Origin of the sequence: Agrobacterium sp. ST15.16.024 (assembly GCF_027956545.1) — a bacterium.
GTDB lineage: Bacteria > Pseudomonadota > Alphaproteobacteria > Rhizobiales > Rhizobiaceae > Agrobacterium > Agrobacterium cucumeris.
Genome location: NZ_JAQKGO010000011.1, coordinates 12,692 through 27,204, shown reverse-complemented (window position 1 = coordinate 27,204; position 14,513 = coordinate 12,692). Strand labels below are relative to the sequence as shown.

The 14,513-nt window shown below is 57.6% G+C and carries 13 protein-coding genes and 2 pseudogenes; 11 read left to right on the top strand and 4 right to left on the bottom strand.

Annotated features, from left to right (window positions below; translation table 11 throughout):
* Window positions 1-148 precede the first annotated feature (148 nt).
* The 4 genes and pseudogenes from PL640_RS22580 to PL640_RS22565 form a co-directional block, all read left to right on the top strand.
* A complete protein-coding gene (locus PL640_RS22580; RefSeq protein ID WP_271363597.1) occupies window positions 149-1,093 on the top strand; it encodes a LysR family transcriptional regulator in 945 nt (314 codons plus the stop codon).
* A 381-nt stretch (window positions 1,094-1,474) separates the two neighbouring features.
* Window positions 1,475-2,680 carry an NAD-dependent formate dehydrogenase gene (locus PL640_RS22575; RefSeq protein ID WP_271363596.1) on the top strand — a complete coding sequence of 402 codons (1,206 nt, stop codon included), beginning with the start codon at window positions 1,475-1,477 and terminating at the stop codon, window positions 2,678-2,680.
* A 59-nt stretch (window positions 2,681-2,739) separates the two neighbouring features.
* On the top strand, window positions 2,740-3,255 hold the full coding sequence (locus PL640_RS22570; protein ID WP_271363595.1) for an HPP family protein: 516 nt from the start codon (window positions 2,740-2,742) through the stop codon (window positions 3,253-3,255).
* Between the two features lie 110 nt (window positions 3,256-3,365).
* A pseudogene (locus PL640_RS22565) lies at window positions 3,366-3,669 on the top strand (MFS transporter); the annotation flags it as partial.
* Window positions 3,670-3,739: 70 nt separating this feature from the next.
* Here the strand turns inward: PL640_RS22565 and PL640_RS22560 are convergent.
* Window positions 3,740-4,612 (bottom strand): LysR substrate-binding domain-containing protein, encoded by an 873-nt coding sequence (locus PL640_RS22560; RefSeq protein ID WP_271363594.1) that lies wholly within the window; start codon window positions 4,610-4,612, stop codon window positions 3,740-3,742.
* Between the two features lie 21 nt (window positions 4,613-4,633).
* Window positions 4,634-5,431 carry a class I SAM-dependent methyltransferase gene (locus PL640_RS22555; RefSeq protein WP_271363593.1) on the bottom strand — a complete coding sequence of 266 codons (798 nt, stop codon included), beginning with the start codon at window positions 5,429-5,431 and terminating at the stop codon, window positions 4,634-4,636.
* A 222-nt stretch (window positions 5,432-5,653) separates the two neighbouring features.
* Between PL640_RS22555 and PL640_RS22550 the strand changes: the two genes are divergently transcribed.
* Genes PL640_RS22550 through tsaA form a run of 4 tightly spaced genes read left to right on the top strand, consistent with a single transcriptional unit; the run spans window position 5,654 to window position 9,014 of the window.
* On the top strand, window positions 5,654-6,682 hold the full coding sequence (locus tag PL640_RS22550) for an iron ABC transporter substrate-binding protein (RefSeq protein ID WP_271363592.1): 1,029 nt from the start codon (window positions 5,654-5,656) through the stop codon (window positions 6,680-6,682).
* A gap of 13 nt (window positions 6,683-6,695) precedes the next feature.
* The gene (locus PL640_RS22545) at window positions 6,696-7,709 is read left to right on the top strand and encodes a FecCD family ABC transporter permease (protein WP_442867054.1); all 1,014 of its coding nucleotides are present in this window, start codon (window positions 6,696-6,698) and stop codon (window positions 7,707-7,709) included.
* Complete coding sequence (locus PL640_RS22540) at window positions 7,706-8,515, top strand: ABC transporter ATP-binding protein (RefSeq protein WP_271363590.1); 810 nt, start codon at window positions 7,706-7,708, stop codon at window positions 8,513-8,515. Before PL640_RS22545 ends, PL640_RS22540 begins: the two co-directional genes overlap by 4 nt.
* On the top strand, window positions 8,499-9,014 hold the full coding sequence (gene tsaA / locus PL640_RS22535; protein ID WP_271363589.1) for a tRNA (N6-threonylcarbamoyladenosine(37)-N6)-methyltransferase TrmO: 516 nt from the start codon (window positions 8,499-8,501) through the stop codon (window positions 9,012-9,014). Before PL640_RS22540 ends, tsaA begins: the two co-directional genes overlap by 17 nt.
* Before the next feature lie 58 nt (window positions 9,015-9,072).
* Here the strand turns inward: tsaA and PL640_RS22530 are convergent, their stop codons facing one another.
* On the bottom strand, window positions 9,073-9,282 hold the full coding sequence (locus PL640_RS22530; RefSeq protein ID WP_271363588.1) for a TOBE domain-containing protein: 210 nt from the start codon (window positions 9,280-9,282) through the stop codon (window positions 9,073-9,075).
* 226 nt (window positions 9,283-9,508) lie between these two features.
* Here PL640_RS22530 and PL640_RS22525 point away from each other — a divergent pair.
* Window positions 9,509-9,990, top strand: a pseudogene (locus PL640_RS22525) (DDE-type integrase/transposase/recombinase).
* 434 nt (window positions 9,991-10,424) lie between these two features.
* On the opposite strand, the gene PL640_RS22520 reads toward PL640_RS22525, so the two are convergent.
* Window positions 10,425-11,069: a TetR/AcrR family transcriptional regulator gene (locus tag PL640_RS22520; RefSeq protein ID WP_271363587.1), complete on the bottom strand. Its 645-nt coding sequence runs from the start codon at window positions 11,067-11,069 to the stop codon at window positions 10,425-10,427.
* 163 nt (window positions 11,070-11,232) lie between these two features.
* Between PL640_RS22520 and PL640_RS22515 the strand changes: the two genes are divergently transcribed.
* Together PL640_RS22515 and PL640_RS22510 are read left to right on the top strand one after the other, a co-directional pair.
* Window positions 11,233-13,380 carry a TonB-dependent siderophore receptor gene (locus PL640_RS22515; RefSeq protein WP_271363586.1) on the top strand — a complete coding sequence of 716 codons (2,148 nt, stop codon included), beginning with the start codon at window positions 11,233-11,235 and terminating at the stop codon, window positions 13,378-13,380.
* Window positions 13,381-13,387: 7 nt separating this feature from the next.
* The gene (locus tag PL640_RS22510) at window positions 13,388-14,512 is read left to right on the top strand and encodes an ABC transporter substrate-binding protein (protein WP_271363585.1); all 1,125 of its coding nucleotides are present in this window, start codon (window positions 13,388-13,390) and stop codon (window positions 14,510-14,512) included.
* Window position 14,513 lies beyond the last annotated feature (1 nt).

Below are 14,513 nucleotides of genomic sequence, written 5' to 3'. Positions count from 1 at the left end.
TGAATAAACCTGATGTCCCTCTGGCGACTGCATTCGCGATCATGCCCGCCACGGTCTCAGGATGGCAGGCCTTCGCGATCGCTTCCTCAAATCACTTGAACACTCAACCGATATATTTCAAGGAATATATCGGTTGAGGAGATAGAGCATGTTGATCAGGCATTTGAAATTCTTCGTCACGCTGGCCGAGGAGCAGCATTTCGGCCGAGCTGCCCAGATCTGCAGCGTCACGCAGCCGACCCTGTCCCAGGCCATTCGAAAGCTGGAGGAGGATCTCAATCTGGCTTTGATCGTCAGAAGCCATCGTTTCGTCTCGCTGACACCCGAAGGAGAGAAGGTTTTGCGTTGGGGACGGCAGATCCTCGCTGATTACGATAGCCTGCACGACGATCTGAGCGGCAAGACGAAAGGCGGATTGACTGGAACCTTGCAGCTTGGGGTCATTCCAGCAGCGATGCCCTCTGTATCGTTCCTCGCACACCAGTTCGAGGATCGGAACCCGTTGGTCCAGATCGAGATCAGATCGATGTCCTCTCGGATCATCGAAAAGTCGCTGGAGAATTTCGAGATCGATGGCGGCATCACCTATCTGGACAATGAGCCGATTGAGCATGTGCGCCGCTTCCCGCTCTATCATGAGCGTTACGTTTTTGCATGCCGCGAAGATCATCCGCTGGCGGGCAGAGAAAAGGTAACCTGGGCACAAGCCGTAAGGGAACCGCTTTGCCTTCTATCAGTAGACATGCAGAATCGGCGGATCCTCAACAGGATCGCGGCCGGCGCCGGACTGGAGCTCAGGCCGAAGGTCGTCAGCAACTCGTTCCTTGGCGTCGCATCGCATTTGCGGCTGGGACACTGGTGCGCCATCGTACCCCATACGTTCGGCTTCGTCTTCGGCGGCGCTGAAGATCTCGTATTGCTGGACATGGTCGAGCCGGTGCATCAACAGACCATCGGCCTAGTATTGGCCGACCGTTTGCCCCAATCACCGATGGCTTTAGCGCTACAAGATTGTGCCGATACGGTCGATATCGAAGCCGAGTTTGCATCGATGTTGGCGCGTTCCCCCTGGAGCCGCGGGAAGCGGCTGTGAGATAATAGGCTTTCGAGACTTTCGAAGCCGCGATTTACTGATTTCGACGATTTTGCGCTGCGAAGAACTTCGTCTGACCACTGGCCTCGCTGCCAGAACCCCTTGAACTGATTGAGGTCGCCTATTGCTGCAGCGCAACTTCATTGAAACTGCCTATCGATTCGTAAAAAACATCCATTGGATGGGTTGAATGCGCAGGTGCATGGTGCGGTTGTCTCACAAGACACCTCATTGAACCGAGGCATCCAGGGAGGAAGCCCAACATTTCATCCAGCCGTAAGGGTGGGTTGCCTGACATTCGGATCAGGCGCGTGATCCTGTGTGCGCGAAAGCATTGCACGGGCGGGTATCTGGCTGTCTCAACGGCAGAAAGGAAATTTCATGGCCAAAGTTGTTTGCGTCCTCTACGACGATCCGATCGACGGATACCCCTCCTCCTACGCCCGCGACGATCTGCCGAAGCTGGAAAAGTACCCGGACGGACAGACACTTCCTACCCCCAAAGCCATCGATTTCAAGCCTGGAATCCTGTTGGGCTCGGTTTCAGGTGAACTGGGCTTGCGAAAATACCTTGAATCACAGGGACATGAACTGGTCGTCACCTCGTCGAAGGACGGCCCGAACTCTGAGCTCGAAGAACATCTGGCCGATGCGGAAGTGGTGATCTCGCAGCCATTTTGGCCAGCTTACCTAACCGCTGAGCGTATCGCCAAAGCTCCGAAGCTGAAGCTGGCGCTCACCGCCGGCATTGGCTCCGACCACGTCGACCTGCAGGCTGCCATCGACCGCAACATCACGGTCGCTGAGGTCACATATTGCAATTCGAACTCCGTCGCCGAGCATGTGGTGATGATGATTCTCGGCCTCGTTCGGAATTATATCCCTTCCTATAACTGGGTCATCAAGGGCGGCTGGAATATCGCCGACTGCGTGGCACGCTCCTATGACGTGGAAGGGATGCATGTCGGCACGGTCGCGGCGGGCCGCATCGGTCTGCGCGTGTTGCGTCTGCTGAAGCCCTTCGATGTCCATTTACACTATAACGACCGCCACCGTCTCCCAGAGTCGGTCGAAAAGGAATTGAACCTCACCTGGCACACCACCCGTGAGGAGCTTTACGAGGCTTGCGACGTAGTAACGCTCAATTGCCCGCTTCACCCCGAAACCGAGCACATGATCAACGACGAGACGCTGAAGCACTTCAAGCGCGGCGCCTATCTCGTCAACACCGCCCGCGGAAAGCTTTGCGACCGAGACTCCATCGCTCGTGCGCTGGAATCCGGCCAGCTTGCCGGTTATGCGGGCGACGTCTGGTTCCCGCAGCCTGCACCGCAGGATCATCCGTGGCGCACCATGCCGCATCACGGCATGACGCCCCACATCTCCGGCACCTCGCTCTCGGCGCAGGCCCGCTACGCGGCCGGCACTCGCGAGATCCTCGAGTGCCATTTCGAGGGCCGGCCCATCCGCGACGAATATCTGATCGTCCAGGGCGGCGGCCTGGCTGGCACCGGCACTCATTCGTATTCGAAGGGTAACGCAACCGGCGGCTCCGAAGAGGCCGCCAAGTTCAAGAAGGTCAACTAACCGTACCGGCCCGCGCAAGATGCACGTGTGCGGGCCGGCGCCTCTGGAGTTATTCAAGAATGCCTACAGATACCGATACAGCCCAAGCCCCCTCGCCGGTCGATGCCTTCCTGCAGCATGTCACAAAAAATGCCATTCCCGCTCTGGCCTCTGGTCTCGGGGGCGCTATCGCGATCTGGCTTCTCGCCGGGCTGACCGAAGGTCTTCATTACACCCTGCTGATTGCACCGTTTGGGGCAAGCTGTGTGCTCCTGTTCGCATTACCGCAAAGTCCGCTCGCCCGGCCACGCAACGTGATCGGCGGGCATTTTTTATCTGCGCTCGTCGGCTTGCTGGTACTGACTTTCCTAGGCAACGGCGTGATCGCAATGGGAATCGGCGTCGGTCTCGCCATTGCCGTCATGCAATTCACCGGCACGCTGCATCCCCCTGCAGGTGGCGACCCCCTCGTTGTCATTATCGGCAGCGCAGGCTGGCCGTTTCTGGTCCTGCCGATCCTGGCGGGAACAACCACGCTCGTCCTAATCGCGTGGGTTTACCATCGATTCATTTCGAAACGGACCGATCCCGCCTGATCTGCGGAATGGGCACCCGGTCTACATTTCGGAGACGACATCACCGGCAGAGGAGGCCTGGACGATGACGTTCAGATACTGTGGCGTGGCAGCCGCAAGGAGGAGAAAAGATGTCGACCACTCAGGAGAGCTGGCGGCAGGGGGAAGTTGTGCCTGCCCTGCTGTCTCGTGAAAGAACCATCGCAAAGCCGGGATAACCGGTGGCTGGTGCCCCCTGCAGCTCTGGCCATCCACCTCTGCATCGGCATGGCCTATGGCTTCTGGGTTTTCTGGCTGCCGCTATCACGGGCGGTCAGCGTCAGCAGTCCCATCGTATGTGACGGCGCTGGACTTTTAAAGGCACTCTTCACGACCAGTTGCGACTGGCGCGTGGCAGATCTAGGCTGTATCTATACCCTCTTCTTCGTCCTCCTTCGCGGCAGGGGACCTATAGAGCAAAATTTAGCCCACTCCGAGATCGCGCCATCCCATGTACCCAACGTCTTCAGGTCGGCTGAAAAGCCGCACTCTGCCTGCTGATCCAGTCGAGAAAGAGACGCGTCTTCGCATCTCCCCTTCGCCTGGAGATGGCGATATAAGATCGCCCGCTGTCAACGAAGCTGTATGGCGCGACGAGCCGCCCGTTTTCAAGCGCTTCTAGGACATATGGATATGGAGCCACACAAACTCCCATCCCGGAGCAGACAGCCTCAAGCATAAAGTAATAATGCTCGTATTCGATCAGGCGATCTGAAGCGAGTTCTACCCCTGTGCGGACTTGCCAGTTTACCCACGCATCGCGACGCGTAAGAGTGTGAAGTATCGGAACGCTGATGGCACCCGCATTCAAGTCGATTTCCAAATCCGGGGAATGGACAAGCCCGGTCCGCTCCGGGAAGAGCTCAAGGGCTTGTGCTTCATCAAACATCGCAACTGTCCCGACGCGGATTGCGACGTCGACGCCGCCACGTGCAAAATCCACAGGCGCGGTCGACGCGCTGAGGCGGATGTCGATTTCAGGGTTGCAGCTTCGGAACTCGTAAAGCCGCGGGATGAGCCACCGCATCATGAATGTTCCCGGACAGGACACGTTGAGAACACCGTCGGGACGGTCTGCGACCTTTCTTATGCCCGCATCGATCTGATCGAACGCCATCGTCAGGGAGGATAGAAGCTCCCTCCCCGCTTCCGTCAGTGCCGGCCTGTTCTTGGTACCCTCGAACAAGGAGACGCCCAGTCGCTCCTCCAGAACCTGCACCTGACGGCTGATCGCGCTGTGGCTGACGTTCAGTTCCTCGGCAGCAAGCGTCATCCGACCCAGCCGCGCCGCAGCTTCGAAGGCTCTCAATGCATTAAGGGAAGGCAAGTTTCGCTTCATGTCTGAAAACGTAACATAGCTTCAATCAGCGGTCATTACTGAAAGGGGTCTCGAAATAATCAAGCGTAATGAACCGTCGAAATTTGCCTGCTGTCGATAGTGGCCGTAGCGTCGGTCCCATTCGCCGCTTCCAAGGTCGCAAGCGAGACGTTCCACGAAGCGGTCGCCCACCTCCGGCGCGACGAAGCTCCAGGCTGAGTTCGCTAACCGTGCACCCGGATCCAGCAGACCTTCAGGACGACCGTAATAGGCTTCACTAAACCCATCGGTGCATTGGAGCGGTATGGGCACAGAGACGATTTCGATCTCGCCCCCAAGTGCCTCAGCGACGCGATCGAGCTTCGGGTAGCGGCTCGCCTCCACCGCGATGGCTTCAGGCGCATATTCGTTCAACCAGAACCGATCGAGGCTGTCGGGATCACAGGTCAATAGAACAACAGGACCTGACGTCACCCGGCGCATTTCTGAGAGACCCTTCTCCATGTCTTTCCATTGGTGAATGGAGAAGGTCGCCATGCTTGCGTCGAACGAGGCATTCACGAAAGGGAGATTTTCCGCCACTGCATCGACAGCCAGAACCCGATCTGGACCACGCTGCGACCGCATGGCTGCAGACGGTTCCACCGCAGCCACGATCCTGCCGCGCGGCTCGTAGGATCCTGCGCCTGCGCCGACATTAAGCACGGTACGGGCGTCACCCAGCGCTTCCACCAGATACTTTTCGATCTCCGCGTCGGGCTGGCGGTATCGTTTGTAGTTCACCCCAATGACACCGTAGTTGGCATCCCCCGCGCTGCCGTCCTCACGCCGTGCAGACATGTCAGTTTCCTTCCAGTTTCCGTTGAACGCAGATGGCACGGGAACGGCGGTCACGTAAAACAGTATTATTCGACATTATATGTTCTCGAAATGCACATACCAACCGTCGAATGGGCTCCGAAGCATCTCGACTGGGGACAAGAGATCCAGTTCGAATCCTCTTGCCTAACACTCCCAACCAATCGATATATTGCTCCGAACATATCGTTTGGAGGGAAAGCGATGAATCTATCTCGGGTGTTATTGGCTTTTTGCCTTCTGTTCCTGTCTTGGATCAATGTCGGCCACGCCGCCGCCATCACGGATGCTGCAGGTAGAAAAGTCGTCGTCCCGGACAAGATCGAGCGTGTCATGGCTGCGGGTCCACCGGCCTCCATCCTTCTCTACGTTCTTGCTCCGCAGAAAATGGTGGGATGGGTGCGTGAACCTGGCCAGGCTGAAAAAGAGTTTCTCCTTCCCTCCGTTCGAGACCTGCCGACTTATGGGCAACTGACCGGAAAGGGCGGAACTGCCAACATCGAAGCCGTGCTCGCCGCAAAGCCCGACGTTATCATCGACGTTGGAACGGTCAGCCCAACCTATGCGTCACTAGCCGACAAGGTGCAGGAGCAGACCGGAATTCCCTATGTTCTGATCGATGGATCCGTTGCGGGAACGCCAACGACACTTAGGGAGACCGGAGCAATGCTCGGCGTACAGGATCGGGCCGAGGAGCTTGCAGCATACTCCGAGAAGAGCCTGGCTGAGCTTCAGGCGGGCCTTGCATCGATCAAGGGTTCAGAACGTCCAAAGGTTTACTACGGACGTGGGCCCGAAGGGCTGGAAACCGGTCTTTCCGGGTCCATCAACATGGAGATCATCAGTGCCGCAGGAGCGGAAAACGTGGCGGCTGCTGCCGGAAAAGGCGGTCTGACACAGGTTTCCGCCGAGCAGGTCCTTTCCTGGAGGCCGGACATTATCATTGCGGCTTCGCCGAAGTTCGCGGTATCGCTTTCGGGCGACCCGATCTGGTCGCGGCTCGACGCGGTCAAGGACGGTCGGGTTCATATAGCGCCCGGCCTTCCCTTTGGATGGATCGACTCTCCACCCGGCGTGAACCGGATGATCGGCATCAAATGGCTTGAACATGTTTTCTATCCAGAAAAATTCAAAATCGATCTGACTAGCGAGATCAAGTCGTTCTTCAAGCTTTTCTACCAGGTCGAAGTGACTGACCAGCAGGTCGCAAAGCTTCTTCCCGCGAGGAAATAGGTTGGCGTCGGTATTGCCCCACGGGCGTGGTCGATCCTGGATCCTGATCATTGGCATATCGCTCGTGGCAGTCCTTGCCGTCATCTCAATGATGATCGGCAAATACGGAAGCGGGCCGACGCCGCTCATCGAAGCTACCCAGAGCTTATTCACAGGCAACAGTCAGGACCCACTACTCGCGACAGTCTTCTGGAATGTCCGCCTGCCGAGAGTTCTGGCGGCGATCGTCATCGGCGGCGCGCTAGCTGCGGCGGGCGTGACGTTTCAGGGATTGTTCCGTAATCCACTTGTCTCTCCGGACCTTCTCGGCGTATCCGTTGGCGCGAGCCTCGGAGCCGTGCTCGGCATCTTTTTGTCGATGCCATTCCTGCTCATCCAGGGACTGGCCTTCGCGTTTGGGCTCGCGGCGGTGTCGCTGGTATACATTATCGGCGGCATGATCCGGGCTCGAGATCCTGTTCTGACGCTTGTCTTGGTCGGCATCGCGGTGCAAGCACTGATTGGCGCGGGAATATCGCTGCTCAAAATCCTTGCTGATCCCTACGATCAGCTCCCCGCGATCACCTACTGGCTTCTCGGCAGCATGACGGCCATCACACGCACCGAAGTTTTGTCGATCCTGCCAGCGGTCGTCATCGGCGTCTTGCCGATGGTTCTGCTGCGCTGGCGGATGAATGTCATGACGCTTGGCGAGGATGAAGCCCGAAGCCTTGGCGTCGATACAAGGATCGTCCGTCTTGCGCTGATCGCCGGCGCGACGCTCGTGACGGCCGCGACGGTTTCCGTAACCGGCGTCGTTGGCTGGGTCGGCCTGATCATTCCGCACATCGCCCGAATGCTGGTGGGACCAGACTTCAGGAGACTTCTTCCCGCTTCCATCCTCTGTGGATCGGCCTTCCTGCTGGTCGTCGACATGCTGGCACGAAGTGTTGCTTCTATCGAAATTCCGCTGAGCATTCTGACGGCCGCTGTTGGGGCACCGTTCTTTCTCTGGCTTTTGATCGCAACCCGGAAGGGTTGGTCATGACGCTGCGCTTGAAAAATATCTCCTTCGGTCATGGCAGCAAGATAGTCGGCTCCAATCTTTCTCTGGATATTCGAGCAGGCGAGGTTCTCGCGCTTCTTGGAGCGAATGGTGCCGGCAAGACCACGTTATTCAAGACCATTCTCGGGCTGATGCCGCCATTATCAGGTGAAATCCTCCTCGACGGAAAGACCCTATCCACATTGTCCCGCAGAGAACAGGCCATAAAGGTCGCCTATGTTCCGCAGGCACATGAAGCCGCCTTCCCCTTCACCATCCGCGACATCGTTCTCATGGGGCGAACCGCCCATCTCGGACGCTTCGACATGCCCGGTGATGAAGATCATAGAATAGCGGAAGAGGCTCTGAACGATCTCGGAATCACCGCATTGGCCGACCGCCCCTACACACAGGTGAGCGGCGGCGAGCGCCAGATGGCATTGATCGCGAGGGCACTCTCGCAGCAGGCCTCGGTCATCGTCATGGACGAGCCGGCTTCCAGTCTCGACTACGGAAATCAGATCAGGCTCCTCTCGCGCATTCGTGAGATAGCGTCGAAAGGTCTCTCGATTATCCTTTCCACACACAATCCCGATCACGCCCGGCTCGTTGCAGATCGTGTTGCGCTGCTGCACGGTGGGGCCCTGATAGGAATAGGGCCACCGGACGCGGTGCTGACGGCTGAGGCGATCAAAACCCTCTACGGCGTTGATGTGGAGATTGAGACTTCCACGAAAAACGGATCGACAGTCTTTGTCGCCAACTTGAGACAGACCTATGAAAGGAATGGCATTGGTTCGAGAAAATGAAGTCCGGCTGAACGAAGTTGCCGTCGATGTCCCCGAACCGACGGATGCCGCTCTCACCTTCATCGGACGCATCCAGACGCCATGGACATCGCGGCTGGAAGCGCCCAGACAAGGTCGACATGACGGGCCTGTCTGCGTCATCGAGATTTTCGAGCCTTGGGTTGCAGCACTCAAGGGCGTTGAGAGGTTCGAGCGTCTGGAGGTATTATACTGGCTCGACCGCTCCCGGCGTGATCTGGTTCTCCAAAGCCCGGCCTCGAATGGTGAAGTGCATGGCACCTTCTCCATCAGGTCGCCCGTCAGGCCCAATCCCATCGGCACATCGATCGTTCTTCTCGAAAAAATCGAAGGCGCGAAACTTTTTGTTCGTGGACTGGATTGCCTCGACGACACGCCGCTTCTCGATCTGAAGCCCGACCGAACTTTGTTCAAACCGATTGCGCCTGCGCAGAAAGGCGACTTCGAGGTCGATGCGGTGGCCATGTGCCAGAAGGACTGACTTGCTACGCCCATGCGCGTTTGCCGCTGCCACGAGCAACGGCAAACGATCTCGCATATCAGTCGACGGCAACCATGACGTCGGAAGCTTTCACTACCGCATAGGCTTCGCCACCAACCTCAAGACCCAGTTCGTCGATCGCTTCGTTGGTAACGGAGGACGTGACAACGACGCCATTCCCGATATCAATCCGCACATGCGCGGTCGTTGCGCCCTTGGTGACTTCTATAATCTTGCCCTTAAGACGGTTTCTGGCGCTGATCTTCATATATGAATCCTCTTAGCTGTCGTTACTGCAGCCTTATCAGTTGTCAGACGTGCGATTACAAGTCCACTGCGCTTAGCTTAGTATTAGATCCGGCACCGTGGTATTACGTGTCCTGATCTTAAGTCGCCGACGGGTGCATACAGTCAGCCGGCTGCCGTCAGGCATTCGATTGTAAGAGTTGAAAGGGCGTTGTCACATTGTCTTTGGCTTAACGGGTAGCGGATAGTTGCGATGGGATGAGCGCACACGCCGTCAACTACAAGAATCACCGCTTTCCGTCGCAGGCCTTCGCCCATGCGGTCTGGTTGTATTTTCTGGTCCCTTTGAGCCTGCGGCTGGTGGAAGAAAGGCTACCGGAGCGCGGCGTTGTCGTTTCTTACGAAACGATCCGGCGTTGGGGCCGCGAATTCGGCCCGGCCTACGCCACGCAACGGAGCGGCGAAACGCGATGTCATGCCCGATGTCGAACATCGATCCCACAAGGGCCTGAACAACCGGGCAGAAAGCTCTCACTTACCCCTGCGAAAACGGGAACGGATGATGCAGGGATTTCGAGCGGCCGGCGGCGTGCAACGCTTCATCTCGATCTTTTCGGCAGTCCGAAATCTCTTCGTCGCGCCACGCCAGAAACGCTCAGCTCTGGCCACCTACATTCACCGTATCCGCGCCACGGCGGAGGGGAAAGCTGTGACAGCCGCGACTGTCTGATTTCCGCATATACGCTCTTTATTCCAGCATTCGCCAACAACGTGACAACGCCCTCTTGAGGCCTCAACCCAAGTCTAAATAAAAATAGCAGGCGAACGGTTGTGATTTTGGGTTCGACGTTCGTACTCTTGAAGGGATATGAACCGACGGCCCCGTTATTACGAAATTCCCTCAGTACGAGATTCGTATGCTAACCAAGAGCTTGGGGGGCTGGGACCGAATGACCCGTTCCAATATCCAAACTGAAATAGCGGTCATTTATCGATAGTTCTGAAGGAGGCAGCTCGGAACCTCCAAGTCATTCACAGCTGGATCGTGGCATCACAAAACGGCACGGGGCACCAGACGAGATGGGTAGCAGGCTTTGGAAGATTTGCGATAGTACGCTCGATTTCAAACTCCAGAACTCTCCACAAAAATGGTCACCCCTGCTGTTAGCCGTCTGCCGATATTCCTCTGTAGAGCCAGTTCCAGGTCCTGTCGAAATGCAGGTCGACAGACTGTCTTGTATCAAATTCGGCGCTGCCCATCATCGCGGATGAGGTGGGCATTGCGACAAGACAGTGAATGAGATGGCTGGCGATCAGGCTCACATCCCCGGTCGCAACCATGCCCGCATCCTGCGCTGTCTGCACGGCATCGACGAGCCGGTTCATGATCGGATCGGGCTGCGGCGGGATCGGTCTTTTCTTTTCGAACACGACCGCTTCACTGAAAGTGATACGCTTCAGCGCAATGAGGTCCGGCTCCATGTTGATATGCAGCAATTCGCGCATCAGGGCCCGCAGGCGTTGAAGAGCGTTGCCCTGTGCCGTCGGCAAGTCTCTCAGCCGCGCCACCGCTCGGGCGTGAGCATGTTCCACCACGGCTTCGAACAGGGCGACTTTCGAGGGAAAGCGGCGATAAACAGTATCCTTGCCCGCCCCGCACTGCGAAGCGACCTGTTCCATTGAAGTGCCGGCAAAGCCGCGCGTCGCAAAAAGCGTGGTCGCAGCGTCGATTATCCGCTCGGCCGCGGCGTTCTGTTCCGCCTTCAAGGGCCGACCGACCCGCGCTGTGGCATTTGTTTTTTCCGACACCAGATTTCCTCCGCACTTGCCCGTGCCCGGCCTGTTTGAAGACGTCGAACAGGATTGCCAACATAAAAGTTGACCAATGCCTTCATATTAACTGGACAGGACGGTCCCGTTTGATTTATGCACTCTAGCAGATTTCCCAAGCTTCGACCATGGGGGCGAATTCGTGAAGCAAGGTCTTTCCTTTAAAAACATTCTTACAGCCACAACCTTTCTGGTGGCGACCCATGCCCTGGCGCAGGAGCAGGGCACACAGTTGGAAACAATCGTCGTGCAGGGCAATGGCGGGGCAGCCGGGACCTCCGCTGCGATTGTCGCCAAGTCCACTCGGTCGGCAACCAAGACCGGAACACCTTTAGCCGAAACGCCGCAATCCGTTACGGTGATAACGCGCAAGCAGATCGACGACCAGAACCCGCAAACGGTCGGTGAAGCGCTGCGCTACACAGCCGGCGTGTTGTCTGATCGGGACTCGAATTCGCGTTACGATTCCGTGTTTCTGCGCGGCTTCGGCGCATTTGGCACGGCGACCAATTATGTGAATTATCTGGATGGCTTGAAACTTCAACGCGGTCAGGCCTTTGCAACACCCTCCATTGATCCGTTTCTCCTTGAACGCATCGACGTCCTGAAGGGGCCGGCAGCACTTCTTTATGGCCAGGTGAGCCCCGGCGGCCTCGTCAATCAGGTCAGCCGCAAGCCATCGAGCGTGCAGTCAAACGAGGCAAGACTCGAAGTCGGGACCGATGGGAGGGTGCAAAGCGGTCTTTATTCCACCGGCCCCATCGCCACGGATGGAACATGGCAATATGGTATCGGCATTGTTGGCCGTTCCTCCGGCACACGCTATGACGATGTGGATGAAAAGCGTCTCGGCATTGCGCCATCCCTCAAGTGGCAGCCGGACGAGGATACCTCGCTCGTTATTTCCGGCTATTATCAGCGCGATCCGGAAGGCGGCTATTTCAACTCGCTTTATCCGAAGTTTCTGGCACCCGCAGGTTATGCCGGTTTCCTCAGTCGGGACCTCAATGTCGGGGATCCCAACTACGACGCGTTCAGGCGCACCCAGTATGGTGCCGGTTACGAGTTCGAGCACAGGTTCGATGACCAGGTGACCGTCCGCTCCAACTTCCGATATTCCGGCGTGGATACCGATATGCGTTCGCTCCAGATGAACGGGCCAATGTCCGCGACGGGTATTATTCCCCGCTGGGCTGTCCATTCCATCGAGGACGCCGAAGGCTTTTCCTTCGACAACCAGGCTGAATTCAAGTTCGAAACCGGCGCCATCGGTCATACGCTTCTTGCCGGCCTCGACATTCAGCGCTCAAGCAGCAGCTGGGAATATCTGCTGGGTGGCGCGACGCCGCTTGATGTGGCCAATCCCGCTTACGGCCGACCGGTCGGCCCGTTCATGACGGCAGTCGACAATGATCAGTCGCTTCGCCAGACAGGCATCTATCTCCAGGATCAGATCGAGATCGGCGGGCTGCGCGGTGTTTTCGGGGTGCGGCACGACTGGGCCCGTCAGGACACTGACAATCTCCTTGCCGCAACATCGTTGAAACGATCCGACAGCGCAACAAGCTATCGCGCCGGCCTGCTTTACCTTTTCGATAACGGCATTGCGCCTTATGTCAGTTATTCCACCTCGTTCGAACCTTCCACCAGCGTTGGCGCCAATGGCAGTCCGTTCAAGCCGACGGAAGCGCAGCAATATGAGGTGGGCGTCAAATACCAGCCCTCAGGGCTGGACGCCATGTTCACGCTCTCCGCTTTCGATATTCGCCAACAAAATGTGGTCTACTACAACGCCTCATCAGGCTTCAATGAACAACAGGGCGAGATCCACTCCCGCGGGCTGGAGTTCGAGGCGAGGGGGAACCTCACCAGCAATCTCGAACTTATCGCTGCGGTTTCCCTGCTTGACACGGAAGTTTCCGAATCCGGTATCACATCGATCATAGGCAACCGCCCGCAGGCCGTGCCGCGCTACTATGGTTCGCTCTGGGCGAACTACACCGTCTCATCCGGTGCGCTGGAGGGCTTAAGCGTCGGCGGCGGGATGCGTTTCGTCGGCTCCAGCTATAGTAACGACACCAATACGGTGAAAGCCGATGGTTATACCCTGCTTGACGCCGCACTTCGTTATGATTTTGGAGCAACGAACCCGAAACTCAAGGGGCTGCAGGCGACACTGAACGTCACCAACCTGCTCGACAAGGACTATTACTCCTCCTGCAGTTCCGAATATTATTGCCAGTACGGCAACGGCCGCACGGTGCTCGCCGGCCTCAGATATAAATGGTGATGTCGCCGTGATCATAACGAGACGAGGCTTTTGCATCTCCTTTGCGGCAGCTGGCATCCTTTCCGGCATTCAGCCCGCCGGAGCCGAGCAGCCGGTTACCGTGAGGGATATGGCGGGGCGCGAGGTACACCTTCCCGCCCTGCCGAAAAGGATCGTTCTGCTGGAGGCGCATGACCTGCTGACGATGTCGCTCCTGCATCGCGATCCTGCGTCGCTGGTCGTGGGCTGGGCCGCCGTCGATCGGCTCGACAGCGGTGAATTGCAGACGATCCTGCTGAACGGCCATTCCGTCAGCACGGTCGGGACACTGAGCCCGGACACGCTTTCCCTTGAAGGGCTGATCGCCCTGTCTCCCGACCTGATCGTGACCACGGCCTTCATAACGCCGCAGGGTGATGAGAATTCCCTGCTGCAGAGGCTGAAGGAGATCGGCATTCCCGTGGTCTTCAGCGACGCCTCCTCAAACGCGGCGGATGAGGCGCGGGCAAGCGGCCCGGTTGATGCGATGAAAGCATCTATGCGCATGTGGGGAACACTTATGGGTGCTTCAGGCAAAGCAGAGGCCTATATCACCTTTGTCGAGCGGGAACTGGCGGGCATTGCAACGCGCGTTTCAGGTGCGAAGCCCGTCACGACCTATCTGGAGGTCCAGTCGACACTCGACGACTGCTGCTGGGCGGCAGGCAGAAAGAACTGGGGCGAATTGCTGGCGCTGGCCGGTGGTCAGCCGCTTCCGGGCGTGGTCGCGCCGTGGTTTGAGAAGCTGTCGCTCGAATATCTTCTCGCCACACCGCATGAGGTCTACATCGCCTCCGGCGGCGGCTGGGCCTCGGGTGGCCGTCCGTCCATCGGCCCTGGAATCGACGCCGAACAGGGTCGACAGGGATTACAGCACCTGATCGAGGGCCGCCCGAGTTTCGAACATCTGCCGAGCGTTCGCTCAAAACGTGTTTACGGGATATGGACCGGGTTGATTACCAACTTGCCCCTCAACGTGCTGTTTATCGCCCAGGCAGCCAGATGGCTGCATCCGGATCGATGTGCCGATATCGATCCAACCGCCATTCTCGACACCATCAATCGCGACTTCGCAGCATTTCCCATAAAGGGACCGCTGTGGGCGGCGATCTGAG